The organism is Pseudarthrobacter sp. GA104, from assembly GCF_009741265.1.
Lineage (GTDB): Bacteria > Actinomycetota > Actinomycetes > Actinomycetales > Micrococcaceae > Arthrobacter.
This window is the reverse complement of the sequence record NZ_WOWL01000001.1, coordinates 1,790,212-1,802,472: the sequence shown is the minus strand read 5'-3', so window position 1 is coordinate 1,802,472 and position 12,261 is coordinate 1,790,212. Positions and strand designations below refer to the sequence as shown.

12 protein-coding genes are annotated in these 12,261 nt (G+C 65.9%); 6 read left to right on the top strand and 6 right to left on the bottom strand.

The genetic code is table 11. The features are described 5' to 3' along the window. Positions 1-92: 92 nt before the first annotated feature. Genes GK109_RS08165 through GK109_RS08150 form a run of 4 tightly spaced genes read left to right on the top strand, consistent with a single transcriptional unit; the run spans position 93 to position 3,338 of the window. Positions 93-740 (top strand): urease accessory protein UreF, encoded by a 648-nt coding sequence (locus GK109_RS08165; protein WP_231754825.1) that lies wholly within the window; start codon positions 93-95, stop codon positions 738-740. A gap of 41 nt (positions 741-781) precedes the next feature. Further along, positions 782-1,399: an urease accessory protein UreG gene (gene ureG / locus GK109_RS08160; RefSeq protein ID WP_157239646.1), complete on the top strand. Its 618-nt coding sequence runs from the start codon at positions 782-784 to the stop codon at positions 1,397-1,399. After that, complete coding sequence (locus tag GK109_RS08155; RefSeq protein ID WP_157239644.1) at positions 1,396-2,253, top strand: urease accessory protein UreD; 858 nt, start codon at positions 1,396-1,398, stop codon at positions 2,251-2,253. Before ureG ends, GK109_RS08155 begins: the two co-directional genes overlap by 4 nt. Further along, a complete protein-coding gene (locus tag GK109_RS08150) occupies positions 2,253-3,338 on the top strand; it encodes a HoxN/HupN/NixA family nickel/cobalt transporter (protein WP_157239642.1) in 1,086 nt (361 codons plus the stop codon). The genes GK109_RS08155 and GK109_RS08150 overlap by 1 nt, the downstream gene beginning before the upstream one ends. 37 nt (positions 3,339-3,375) lie before the next feature. Here the strand turns inward: GK109_RS08150 and GK109_RS08145 are convergent, their stop codons facing one another. From GK109_RS08145 to GK109_RS08120, 6 genes are all read right to left on the bottom strand, one after another. After that, positions 3,376-3,834 (bottom strand): DapH/DapD/GlmU-related protein, encoded by a 459-nt coding sequence (locus GK109_RS08145; RefSeq protein WP_157239640.1) that lies wholly within the window; start codon positions 3,832-3,834, stop codon positions 3,376-3,378. A 91-nt stretch (positions 3,835-3,925) separates the two neighbouring features. Beyond that, positions 3,926-6,235: a maltose alpha-D-glucosyltransferase gene (gene treS, locus GK109_RS08140; RefSeq protein ID WP_157239638.1), complete on the bottom strand. Its 2,310-nt coding sequence runs from the start codon at positions 6,233-6,235 to the stop codon at positions 3,926-3,928. A gap of 124 nt (positions 6,236-6,359) precedes the next feature. Further along, positions 6,360-7,019 (bottom strand): GntR family transcriptional regulator, encoded by a 660-nt coding sequence (locus GK109_RS08135; RefSeq protein ID WP_157239636.1) that lies wholly within the window; start codon positions 7,017-7,019, stop codon positions 6,360-6,362. A 120-nt stretch (positions 7,020-7,139) separates the two neighbouring features. Then, positions 7,140-8,165, bottom strand: coding sequence for a transketolase family protein (locus GK109_RS08130; protein WP_157239634.1), 1,026 nt, complete (start codon positions 8,163-8,165; stop codon positions 7,140-7,142). Continuing rightward, positions 8,162-9,028 (bottom strand): transketolase, encoded by an 867-nt coding sequence (locus GK109_RS08125; RefSeq protein WP_370460468.1) that lies wholly within the window; start codon positions 9,026-9,028, stop codon positions 8,162-8,164. The genes GK109_RS08130 and GK109_RS08125 overlap by 4 nt, the downstream gene beginning before the upstream one ends. A gap of 35 nt (positions 9,029-9,063) precedes the next feature. Continuing rightward, entirely contained in the window at positions 9,064-10,401 is a 1,338-nt protein-coding gene (locus GK109_RS08120) for an MFS transporter (protein WP_157239630.1), read from the bottom strand. Positions 10,402-10,585: 184 nt separating this feature from the next. Between GK109_RS08120 and GK109_RS08115 the strand changes: the two genes are divergently transcribed. Together GK109_RS08115 and GK109_RS08110 are read left to right on the top strand one after the other, a co-directional pair. Beyond that, positions 10,586-11,410 carry a sugar phosphate isomerase/epimerase gene (locus GK109_RS08115; RefSeq protein ID WP_157239628.1) on the top strand — a complete coding sequence of 275 codons (825 nt, stop codon included), beginning with the start codon at positions 10,586-10,588 and terminating at the stop codon, positions 11,408-11,410. Positions 11,411-11,455: 45 nt separating this feature from the next. After that, positions 11,456-12,229, top strand: a complete 774-nt coding sequence (locus tag GK109_RS08110; protein ID WP_157239627.1) for an SDR family NAD(P)-dependent oxidoreductase — start codon at positions 11,456-11,458, stop codon at positions 12,227-12,229. Positions 12,230-12,261 lie beyond the last annotated feature (32 nt).

Here is a 12,261-nt window from a genome sequence, read left to right as displayed (position 1 = left end):
GGGTCCCTCGCGCCAGTGGGCCCCCCGCGCGGCCCACCACGCCGCAGCCCCCTTCACCCGCCACCGCCAGAGTCGGCAGTTACCAGCTTGCCTTGCAGCAGCTTGTTGACTCCGCTTTGCCTACCGGGGCGTTTGCTCACTCTCTTGGTTTCGAGGGGTACATCGAGCGGGAGCTCGTGCTTGATGAGGGGTCTTTTGCGGTGTGGCTCGGTGCCTTTATCGGGCAGCAGTTGACGTACTCGGATGGGTTGGCTGTCCGGTTCCTCTATGAGGGGGTTGATGTTCTTGAGCTTGATGCCCTGCTTTCCGCCTGTCTTTTGCCGCGGCAGGTTCGGGAGGCTTCCGTCAAGATGGGGACCCGGTTGCTGGAGATCGGGGCGGAGGTCTTTCCCTCGGCGGAGCTGGAACTGTACCGGGACCTGGTGACCACCGGGCGGGCCGCCGGGCACCAGCCGCTGGCGTTCGCCGTCGTGGCCCGATCACTCGGCGTGCCCCTGCACGAGGCGCTCGCCGCCCACCTTTTCGCCACGGTCACGTCCCTGACGCAAAACGCCGTCCGCGCCATCCCGCTGGGCCAGAACGCAGGCCAGCGGCTGCTTCGGAAGGCGGCCGACGACGTTGCTGCCGCCGTCGAACGCATCCCGCACCTCACGCCCGACGACTTCGGGGCAGTGAGTCCCGGACTGGAAATTTCGCAAATGCGGCACGAACGCCAACGTGCCCGGATGTTCATGAGCTAACCGTGCCTTTAGGTACTGCGCTTTCAAATTCAGGAGGAACCATGGCTGAACCCATCAAGATCGGCATCGGCGGACCCGTCGGGGCGGGCAAGACGCAGCTCGTGGAGCGGCTCACCCGGCACATGAGCGGGGAAGTCTCCATGGCCGCCATCACCAACGACATCTACACCATCGAGGACGCCAAGATCCTCGCCGCCAACGGCATCCTCCCCGTGGACCGCATCATCGGCGTCGAAACCGGCGGCTGCCCGCACACCGCCATCCGCGAAGACACCTCCATGAACACCGCCGCCATCGAGGAACTCAAAGCCCGGCACCCCGACCTGCAGGTCATCTTCGTCGAATCCGGCGGCGACAACCTCTCGGCCACCTTCAGCCCGGAACTCGTCGACTTCTCCATTTACATCATCGACGTGGCCCAGGGCGAGAAGATCCCCCGCAAGGCAGGCCAGGGGATGATCAAATCGGATCTCTTCATCATCAACAAAACCGACCTCGCGCCGCACGTTGGGGCGGACCTCGCCGTCATGGAGCGGGATTCCAAAGAGTTCCGCGGGGCCAAGCCGTTCTGCTTCACCAACCTCAAGACCGACGAAGGGCTCGACAAGGTCATAGATTGGATCCGGCACGACGTCCTGATGCTTGACCTGGCGCAATGAGCACGACGGCGGTCGGGTCACCGATGGGCCGACTTGAGTTGGGCGTCAGTCTGCGGGGCGGCCGGTCGGTTGCCGCGCGCCAGTTCCACGAGGGCGCCTTACGGGTACTTCGGCCGCACTACCTCGATGACTCCGGGCAGGTTTGTTATGTCGTCGTCAACCCTGGCGGGGCGTATCTTGGGGCGGATCTCTTTGTGCTTGATGTCGAGGTCTGTGAGGGTGCTGACCTGTTGCTGACCACGCAGTCCGCCACCAAGGTCTACCGGACTCCCGGGTCCTTTGCCGAGCAGCGGATGGCTGTCCGGCTGGGGGAGGGGGCCCGGCTGGAACTGGTCCCGGACCAGCTCATTGCCTACCGGGAGGCCAGCTACCGGCAACGGACGCACATTACTGTTCGGCCGTCGTCGTGCCTTGTCATGGCCGAGGTGGTGACGCCGGGCTGGTCTCCGGACGGTGCAGCCTTCCGGTACGAGGAAGTGCGGCTGCGGAACGAAATCCACGTTGAAACTGAAGGCGCCACCCAGTTGCTGGCGCTGGACAACCTGCTCATCCGGCCACCGTCGGGGGATGTCACAGGGCTTGGCTTCATGGAAGGCTTCAGCCACCTCGGGTCGCTCATCGTGGTGGACCCCCGCGTGGACCAGGCGCTCGCAGATGAGCTGCACGGCACCACATCCAACACTGATGCCCTGACCGGCATCTCCCTCACCCGCACAATCGCCGGAACCACGGGCCTGGTCCTGCGCTCGTTGTCGAACAGTACCGGGGAACTGAACCGCCTCCTTGGGGCCTGCATCGCGCTCCTCCGGGAGCGGTGGCACGGGCAGGGACCACTGGAGCTGAGGAAACACTGATGACGGCCCTTGGCAACATCACCACGCTGTACCGGGAGCGGGAAGCGCTGCCGCTGCGGACCCGCCTGCTGTGGATGTTCGGTGCCGTGGCCGCGCTGCATGCAGCCGCCGTCGTGCTCCTGCTCGCCGGGAACGCAGGCAAGGCGGGCGGAACCGGGGCGCAGGCACTCACGTGGGGGCTGGTCCTGACCGCCTACCTCTCCGGCGTGAAGCACAGCTACGACTGGGACCACCTCGCGGCCATCGACAACTCCACCCGCAAATTCGTGGCGCAGCGGCAGGACCCGGTGAGTGTCGGGTTCGCGTTCAGCCTCGGCCACAGCTCCGTGGTGACGCTGGCCGGCGTGCTGGTGATCGCGGGCGCCGCGGTGGTGGGGGAGTTCATGCAGGAAGGGTCCGCCGGCAACCTGGTGCTCGGGCTGGTGGGCAGCGGCGTGTCAGGACTGTTCCTGCTGGCCATGGGCCTGTTCAACGGTTCGGCGTTTGCCCGCTCGGCCCGCGCCTATCGCCGGGCACGGACCGGGGCCGCGATCAATCCGCAGGACCTCGCGCCGCTGGGACTGGTTGCCCGCCTCCTGGCGCGGCCGCTGGCCAGGGTGCGGCGGCCGCGGAACATCTATGTCATCGGCTTCCTGTTCGGGTTGGGCTTTGACACCGCCACCACCGTCGGACTGCTGATGATCACGACGGCGGCGTCGCTGGCCGGGGTGCCCGCGTTCGCCTTGCTGGCGCTGCCCCTCGCGTTCACCGCCGCCATGACCCTGTGCGACTCCCTCAACGGGATGGCCATGATGCGGATGTACCGCTCCGCGCTGGACCACCCACAGCGGAAGCTCGGCTTCAACGCGCTCGTCACCGGAATCTCGGCGGTCTCCGCCCTGTTTGTCGCGGTCATCACCCTGGGCGGCTTCGCCAACACAGCCTTCGCGCTGGAGGACCCCTTGACTGTGTGGCTGGGATCCGTTGACCTGGGCGACGCCGGCCTGCTGCTGGTGGCCCTGCTGCTGGCCGTCTGGGCAGCAGCGGCCCTGAAAGCACCGACGCAGGCAAAGCGGACGCAGGGCCGGCCCGCCCCCGGACCCTAGGCGGGTGCCGGCGCGACGGCCCGTGCGGCAGGGCGGCTCAGGCGGCCACCCGGCCCCTGCCCTTGGCGTGCGTCCGGCTCTTCCCGGGAACTGGGCGGTGTCGTTTTCCATGGGGCCCGGACAGGACCTGTCCGCCGTCGGGCACCGTTGCGTCCGCTTCCAGACGGGCGCCGTGCTCAATCGTCACGCCGGAGCCGATCCGGGAATGGCTCCCGATGTGCACCCGGTTACCCACGACGGCGCCGCGGCCAATGCGCACACCGTCGCCGATCACCGTCCGCTCGCCCACTGTCGCGTCGCGGTCAATCCAGCTGCCGTGTCCGATCCGGCACCCCGGCCCGACCCGGGCGCCGCCCTCCACGTACGTCATGGCGCCAATCCGGGCGCTCTCGGCCACAACGGCGCCGGGCCCAACAAGCCCGCCGCCGTTGGCATGCCGGACGTACCGGGTGACCTTCCCGGCGTCGTCTTCCACTGATACAAACTTCGCGGTCATTCAATCCCTCGTTCGAATGAGCGGAACTTTCCGCACATTCAGTTAACGGCGCGGAACTCAAGACGATTCCCGAACGGCGACGATCAGTCTGCTACGGCAGGTCCTTTCCGGGCTGTGCACCTTCAGCCTGCTCAGGGGCTGCCTCCTGCTCTGTCAGCTGCAGGACGGTTCCCTGGAAGGCGGGCAGTTCGAGGAAGAAACTGCACAGGTCATCCACCTGGCCAACAGCGTCGCCGCTGAAGAGGTCGTGGACAGCGGCCCCCGGCACCAGGTGGCTGGACTGGATGCTGCCGGCAATATCCTGGTCCGAGAAGTTCAGCACGGTGACCCCCAGGGCGCCGCTTTCCAGCCGGATGACCATCACCAGCAGGCCGCGGTTGGAAACGTCCGGAACATCGAGCAGGGCCCCTGTGGCTATGCCGTTTTCTTCGCGCACAGCGAGGATCCGCTGGAGCCTGCTGGCGTAGGAGTCCGGGTTCTTCAGCTGCTCGGGAAGGGGGCCGTAAAGGCTGCGCGCCCGGGGCATGCCCGAGGAGGACACTTCCGCGTCCGGGCTGGTGCCCATGATGTCGTGGGCCCCGCGGTTGATCCAGCGGGTGTCGCCCTGGGCGGTGAGTTCCTCGACGCTCTTCCGGTCCAGCGCGGTGATGCCGGCCAGGTCCCAGCCGGAAAGGGCGAAAACGCCCGGCTGGAGGGCGTTGAACATCGAGAGGAGGATGTGCACGTCCAGGACCCGCGCTTCCTCTTCGGAAGTGATCGCGTCAGGGTCCCGGATTCCCAGCGCGGCCATGATGAAGCTAACTGTTGTGCAGGCGATGCCGTTGGTGGTGAACACCGCGTTGTAGGGGGCGTTCTCGCCGGTCAGCCGCTCGCGCATGGTCTGCTGCACCTGCTCCGCGAGCTGCGCCCCGGTGAGCTCCTGCCCGTTGAGCTCGAACATCTCGTCCCGGTGCCCGGCAGCGAAGTGCATCAGCTCGTAGGTCAGCTCATCATGGTTTTGCAGCGCATGCACCAGTGAAGCCTGGTCCACGCCGATCTCCATTGAGAGGCGCAGGGTCAGCCGCAGGAGTTCGGTGTCCGCAGTGACAAGCGCGTAGTGGTAGGCCGGCCTGGTGATGAAGTCGTAGGAAAGGTCAGGGCCTGCTTCGGAGGTCGCCTTGATGTCGTCGATGGTCAGGTTAAGCTCCTGGAAGGAGAACCCGCCCACCTTCCGGATCATGGAGCCAATGAGCTGGTTGGCCGCCTCGGACAGCGGATGCCCCTCGGACCAGCCCGGCTGCTCCTCGGCACTCTTTTCCACGCCGAGGAATCCGTTGGCGTCCAGCCTGAGGGCACCGGTGCCCAGGTCGACCAGGGAATGCAGCGCATCGCCCACCACCAGGCGCATCCCCGCGAACGTGGGGTCCAGCCAGTTGATGGACGGCTGTCCTGCCTTGAAGTAGTGCAGGTAGACCCAGCGGCGCGTTTTACCGGTGGTGTCAACGATCGGCCGGGTTGCGCTCCAGTTCGTTTCCTTGACGCCGGGCTCATAGAAGATGACCCGCTGCAGCCGGCCAATGATGTACCCGGCCTTCTGCAAGGCCTGTTCGGCGTCCGGGCTCAGGTTTACCGAGTCCTGCCCTTCGGGGACCTCCGGCAGCAGGTGCCAGTCCTCCTCCGGGATGTCCACCATGTGGTAGATCCCCGGGTAGTCCCGGAAATTCATTTCGGCGAGGCGGAAGTCCGCTCCCTTGCCCGTGTGCCCCGGGACGATGTCGTCAATGATGGTGCCGCCGTGGTCGGCAGCGACCTCGCACATCCGGCGGAATTCATCCTCCGTGCCGAACACAGGGTCGATCGCCATGCTGATCCTGTCGAAGTGGCCGTCCACGCTGGGTGTCTGGGACCAGCCGCTGATGCCGCCCGCCAGTTTGACCGGGCCCGTGTGGATGGCGCGGATGCCTATCTGGCTGAAGGCTTCCCACATGGCCGGATCACCGAGGGCCGAGAGGAAGGACTGGCTGGACCTGGTGATGAAGGACAGTGGATATGCGGTGAACCATACCGGCGCACGTTCAACGGCGGCCCGGGGATTCGGATGGGCGTAGGAGTTCTGCCACATGCTGGCCTGTCCCGAGAGTTGCCGGGCCAGCGTATTGGCGTCGCCCAGCATTGCCTGGTTCCGCAGCCATTCGACGTAGGCCGCATTGCGTCCATCGAATTCGAAGGACGGCCTGGTGGCGAAGTACTGGCGGCGGCGGGCAGTGGGGCGCAGCGCCTTGGGCCGGGCAGGATAGAACTGCTCGTCGAAATTGACGTCCGGTTCCACCGAGGGTTCAACAGTTACCGGAGTAGCTTCCTGGTCATCACCCGCAACGGTCTCCGCTTCATAAACACCGTCGCTGGCCATCGGTTCCCGCATACAGTCCTCTTTCTAACGTTGATTCCGCGGTCCCAAGGCGCGCTGCCTGACACCCTTCCCATAGTCCCAGTACCCGGGGGTGCCGAGACTATTCGGGGCGAACTACGAAACTACCAAGAAATGGCTAGGCCACAAGGTTGGCCGCGGCAGTGTCCATATGTTCCCGGATGGTTTTCCGGGCCAGCGAGGCGTCGCCGGTTTCGATGGCCGCCACAATATCGTGGTGCCGGTCCACGCTCATGTTCTTGACGCCTTTTTCGAGCCCGGCGAACATGATGGACATCCTGATGGACCCTTCCAGCGCTTCCCAGGTGTGCAGGAGTGTCTCGTTGCCCGTGAGCCGGCACAGCGTGCGGTGGAATTCCAGGTCGGATTCGACGCGCTGCTGCAGGCCTTCCTTCTCGGCTGCCTTCATCGCATCGATGGCCGAGCGGAGGGATGAGATGACGTTTTGGCGGTCCGGCAGTTCACAGAGCTCTCGGGCGGCCAGTGACTCGAGGGCGGCGCGAACGGTGTAGATGTCGCGGATCTCTTTTTCGTCCAGGTGCCGGACGGAGAGCCTGCCGCGCGGCCCGGCGGAGACCAGGCCTTCCTGTTCAAGCTGGCGCAGGGCTTCGCGCAGGGTTCCCCGGCTGATCTGCAGCATCTCGGAGAGTTCGGTTTCCACCAGGTGGCGGCCCGGTTCAAGTTCACCGCTGGTGATCGCGGTGCGCAGAGCCGAGAGCGCCTGTTCGCGCAGGCTTTTCTTTTGCAGTCCCAGCAGCGGGGCGGTCAGTCCGGCCATGGCCTCTGTCCTCAATGTTGTAAGTCGACTGTTTACAGTCGGTAGTAGTTTCGATAGTACGGCAGAAAGCACGGCACCGGCCGGGACCGGTGCCGTGCTTTCTGCGTTGCGGCACGGATGCTAGCCGAGTTCGGCGAGGACCTTTGCCACGATGCGGTCTGTGGCCAGCCCGTAGCGCTCGTGCAGGGTGGGCAGGGCGCCGGCGTCCAGGAACTGGTCGGGGAGCGCCACGGGCACCACCCGCTTGCCCAGGCCCGCGGTGACGACGGCGGAGGCGACGGTTTCGAACAGTCCGCCCACCACGGAGTGGTTTTCCAGGGTGACGGCGAGCCGGTCGGTGTTGATCTCCTTGAGGACGGTTTCGGCGTCGAACGGCTTGATGGTGGGGGTGTGCACGACGGCGACGTCCACGTTGTGTGCCGCCAGGGCCTTGGCTGCCTGCAGGGCCCGCATGGTCATCAGCCCGGAGGAGATGAACACGACGTCGTTGCCGCCGCGCAGGACCTTGGCCTTGCCGAGTTCGAACGTGTAGCCGTACTCGTCCAGCACGGTGGGCACGTTGCCGCGCAGCAGGCGCAGGTACGTGGGGCCGTCGGAAGCGGCGAGCTGCGGGACTGCCTGTTCGATGTCGATCGAGTCGCACGGGTCCACGATGGTCAGGTTGGGCATGCCGCGGAAGATCGCCATGTCCTCCGTGGCCTGGTGGCTGGGGCCGTACCCGGTGGTCAGGCCGGGCAGGCCGCCCACGATGTTGACGTTCAGGTTCGGCTCGGCCGCGTCCAGGCAGAGGAAGTCGTAGGCGCGGCGGGCGGCGAACACCGAGTACGTGGACGCGAACGGGACGAGCCCGGTTTCGGCCAGGCCGGCGGCGGCGCCGAAGAGCAGCTGCTCGGCCATGCCCATCTGGAAGAACCGTTCGGGGAAGGCCTTGGCGAAGATGTGCATGTCCGTGTACTTGCCCAGGTCCGCGGTGAGGCCGACGATCTTGTCGTTCTCCTGCGCGGCCTTGACCAGGGCGTGCCCGAACGGTGCGGACGCGGTCTTCTGGCCGGGGTCGGCGAAGGAGGCGATCATCGCCGAGGTCTTCAGTTTCGGCTTCGGTTTCGCCGCTGTTGCGGTGTCGGGGGCCTCGGTGGTGGCGCTCATGCTGAAGCCTTTCCTTCGTAGCCGGCAGTGAGCTGCTCGCGGCAGATCTGCCATTCGTGTTCGTCGATGCGCATGAAGTGGGCCTTCTCGCGCTCCTCCAGCAGCGGCACTCCGCGGCCCACCTTCGTGTCGCACAGGATCACCGAGGGGCGTCCGACGGCGGCGGCCTGGGCGGCTGCATTGTCGAACGCTGCCAGCAGCGCGCCGACGTCGTTCCCGTCCACCCGCTGGGTGTACCAGCCGAAGGACTCCCATTTCTCGGTCACCGGCTCGGTGCGGAGCACTGTGTCCGTCTTGCCGTCCGCCTGCAGGGCGTTGATGTCCACCATCGCGGTGAGGTTGCCCAGCTGGTGGTGGTGCGCACCCATGGCAGCCTCCCAGGTGGAGCCTTCGTCCAGTTCGCCGTCGGAGAGGAAGTTGAAGACGCGGGCGCTGGAGCCCTGGTAGCGCAGGCCCAGGGCCATGCCCACGGCAATGGTGAGGCCGTGGCCCAGGGAGCCGCCCGAGATTTCCATGCCGGGCGTGTAGGTGGACATCCCGGACATCGGCAGCCGGGAATCGTCCGAACCGTAGGTTTCCAGCTCTTCGACCGGGACGATGCCGGCCTCGGCGAGGGCGGCGTAGTGGCCAATTGCGTAGTGCCCGGTGGAAAGCAGGAACCTGTCCCTGGCCTCCCAGTGCGGATCCTCCGCCCGGAAGCGGAGCTGGTCTCCATAGACCGCGGCCAGCATGTCAGCGGCCCCCAGGGCCTGGCCGACATAGCCCTGGCCCTGGACCTCGCCCATGTTCAGGGCGTGGTGCCGGATGCGGTAGGCCGCGGCGCTGACCTGCGCCAACCGGTCCTGGACGATTCCTGTGGACATTGCTGTCTCCGTGTTCGATTCGTGGGTGATGGTCATCAGACAGTTACCGAATGCGGGGTGCTTTTGGTGGCCTCATCAGCCAGCTGGCGTTCGCGCTTGCCCCAGGTCTCCCGGGTGACGAGGGCGGCCCAGAGGCCGATCGCTGCGTAGAAGCTGAAGAGGAGCGCCGGGCCCATCCAGCCGAGGGCTACGAACAGCAGGGTGGTGACGAAGGGCGTGAAGCCGGAGACCATGGCTGAGATCTGGTACGCCAGGGACGCTCCGGAGGAGCGGGTCTTGGCCTGGAACAGTTCCGGGAACCACGGGCCCTGGGCGCCGGCAAGCGAGTTCTGGCAGACGGCGTAGGAGATAACGATCGTGGCAATGACGAAGATGAACAGCCCGGTGTTCACCATCAGGAACATGGGGATGCCGAACAGGGCAGCGAACGCTGTGGACCAGATGTACAGGGGCCGGCGGCCGACGCGGTCCGTGAGGCGGGCCCAGGCCATGGTGGCGAAAATGCCGATGAACGAGGCGATGCAGAGGGCCACGAGGGTTTCGGTCTTGTTGGCGAGCTGCTGGGTGTGCAGGTAGGAGATCATGTACGTGACGGACACCGCGTAGCCTGCAGTCTCGGCGATGCGCAGGCCGATGCCGCGGACAATGCTTCGCCAGTCGGTCCGGATAACCTCGGTGATGGGCGACTTAACAATGGAGCCGCTTTCCTTGACCTCGTCGAAGACGGGGGACTCCGGCACCTTGGAGCGGATGATCAAGCCGACGGCGACCAGCACGATGCTTGCGAGGAACGGAACACGCCAGGCCAGTTCACCGCCGAGGTTCACACTGACCAGGAAGACGAGGTTGGCCAGGAGGAGGCCCACGGGGAAGCCGGCCTGCACAATGCCCGTGTACTTGCCCTTGGACTTCCAGGGCGCATGCTCGTAGCTCATGAGGATGGCGCCGCCCCATTCCGCACCGAAGGCGAGGCCCTGCACGATGCGGACAAACACCAGCAGCGCGGGAGCCAGCAGGCCAACCTGTTCGTAGGTGGGCAGCAGGCCGATCAGGAACGTGGCCACACCCATCAGGATCAGGGAGGCAACCAGGACGGGCTTGCGGCCCACCTTGTCACCCAGGTGGCCGCCGATGATGCCGCCGATGGGGCGGGCGGCGAAGCCGACGCCGAGGGTGGCGAATGCTGCGAGCGTCCCTGTTACGGGATCGCCCGTGGGGAAGAAGGCTGTTCCGAAGTAGAGGGCCGCAGCGGTGCCGAAGCCGATGAAGTCGTAGGTTTCAATGACGGCGCCCACTCCGGAGCCGATGGCGACGCGCTTTGCATCCTTGGTGCCGTGAACGTGTCCACGCATTTTTAGAGCTTCGTTGCTCATGGTGTTTCCCTTTCGAAAAGCGGTCCAAGGGGATTCGGCCGCTGTCGACTGTTAACAAATGATATCCCCAGTGTGACGTGCCTCATGCTGACTGTCAACAGTCAATGTTGGAAGTTGACTGTTGACAATGAATAGGCCTACAGTGATTCACATCACCACCCGCTCATCCAGAGGATCAACGACGATGTTCAACTCCCGACTCGGCTGCTCGTCCATCAGCTTCAGGCACCAGGACCTGCCGGCCGCCCTGCGGACCATCAGCGGCCTGGGCTTCGAAGAGATCGATCTCGGCGCCCTCCCCGGCGTGTGCGATCACGTCCCGTACAACCTGGATGCAGCGGCCGTTGACGCGGTAACGGCCGAGGTTGCTGCGTCCGGGCTGCGCGTCCGTTCCGTCAACGGCGATATCGGCGACCTCAATGCCGTACTCGACGCCGGACAGCAGGCAGCCCGCGAACGGCACCTTGAGGCGCTCCTGACCCTCACGCGGAATACCGGCGCGAAGGCGCTCGTCCTCCCGTGCGGTGCCATCAGCCACGAACCTGTTCGGAGCCTTGGCGAGGACCTGGACCTTATTGCCGCCCAGCTCACCCACGCGGGGCAGCGCGCGGCGGAGTCCGGCGTCGAACTCTGGACAGAGTCCCTGCATTTCCTGCGGTTCTGCTGGAACCTCGAACGCGCGGAACTGCTGGCCCAGCGGCTGGCGGGCACCGGCGTCGGGATTGTCATGGACTTCAGCCATATCGTCGCCGCCGGCGAAGACCCGCTGGAGTACCTCGAATCCCGGAAGGGCAGTATTTCCCACGTCCATCTCCGGGATGCCGTGCCGGGAAACATCAACCTCAGCATCGGCAACGGCAACGCCGACTTTGCCGCAGGGCTGCGCCGGCTTGCGGCGGACGGCTACCGGGGGCACTTCTCGCTGGAGCTCGAAACCAGGGACGTCACCCATGACGAACGCCCCGCAGCGGCAGCCAAAGCCGCGAGCTTCATCACCGACCTCATCTGACCATCGACACCCACTTCAACAATCCAAACGATTCAAGGGAGCATCATGACCACCATCCAGCGCACCGCCGTCCTCACCGGGGCAACCTCGGACCGGGGCATCGGCATCACCACCGCCCGCCGCTACGCACGCCAGGGCTGGGCGGTGGTGATCCTGGACCTCGACGGCGAGAAGTCCGCCAAGGTCGCCGCTGAAATCGGCAATGAATTCAACGTCCCCGCCTTCGGCCACGAGATCGACGTCGCCAACGAAGCGTCCGTCACCGCAGCCCAGGCCGCCGTCGCCGCCGAGGTCGCCTCCGGCAACCTGCCGCCGGTAGGCGCACTGGCCAACATCGCCGGCATCACCTCGCCGGTCCCGTTCCTGGAAACCACCCTTGAGCTCTGGCACAAGGTCATGGATGTCAACGCCACCGGCACGTACCTGGTCACCAAGGCATTCCTGCCGGACATGATCGACAACGGCTGGGGACGCATCGTGAACATGTCCTCGGTCTCCGCCCAGCGCGGCGGCGGCGTGTTCGGCAAGGTTCCCTACTCCGCCGCCAAGGCCGCCATCCTGGGCTTCACCAAGGCCCTGGCCCGCGAACTGGGCGCCACCGGCGTGACCGTCAACGCCATCACCCCCGGCGCCGTGGACACCAACATCCGCGTGGGCAGCACCGAGGAGCAGGAGGCCGCCATCAACGCCGGCATCCCGCTGGGCCGGAACGCCACCACCGAGGAAGTAGCCGCGGTGATCACGTTCCTTTCCTCCGAGGACTCGGCCTACCTCACCGGAACCACCATCGACATCAACGGCGGCAGCCACATCCACTAGGCAGCCGCCTCCCCTCAACAGTCCCTAAGCCC

Coding starts and splice junctions, on each gene's coding strand:
- ureG (WP_157239646.1), top strand. CDS start 782: ATGGCTGAACCCATCAAGATCGGCATCGGCGGACCCGTCGGGGCGGGC.
- GK109_RS08155 (WP_157239644.1), top strand. CDS start 1,396: ATGAGCACGACGGCGGTCGGGTCACCGATGGGCCGACTTGAGTTGGGC.
- GK109_RS08150 (WP_157239642.1), top strand. CDS start 2,253: ATGACGGCCCTTGGCAACATCACCACGCTGTACCGGGAGCGGGAAGCG.
- GK109_RS08145 (WP_157239640.1), bottom strand. CDS start 3,834: ATGACCGCGAAGTTTGTATCAGTGGAAGACGACGCCGGGAAGGTCACC.
- treS (WP_157239638.1), bottom strand. CDS start 6,235: ATGCGGGAACCGATGGCCAGCGACGGTGTTTATGAAGCGGAGACCGTT.
- GK109_RS08135 (WP_157239636.1), bottom strand. CDS start 7,019: ATGGCCGGACTGACCGCCCCGCTGCTGGGACTGCAAAAGAAAAGCCTG.
- GK109_RS08130 (WP_157239634.1), bottom strand. CDS start 8,165: ATGAGCGCCACCACCGAGGCCCCCGACACCGCAACAGCGGCGAAACCG.
- GK109_RS08125 (WP_370460468.1), bottom strand. CDS start 9,028: ATGTCCACAGGAATCGTCCAGGACCGGTTGGCGCAGGTCAGCGCCGCG.
- GK109_RS08120 (WP_157239630.1), bottom strand. CDS start 10,401: ATGAGCAACGAAGCTCTAAAAATGCGTGGACACGTTCACGGCACCAAG.
- GK109_RS08115 (WP_157239628.1), top strand. CDS start 10,586: ATGTTCAACTCCCGACTCGGCTGCTCGTCCATCAGCTTCAGGCACCAG.
- GK109_RS08110 (WP_157239627.1), top strand. CDS start 11,456: ATGACCACCATCCAGCGCACCGCCGTCCTCACCGGGGCAACCTCGGAC.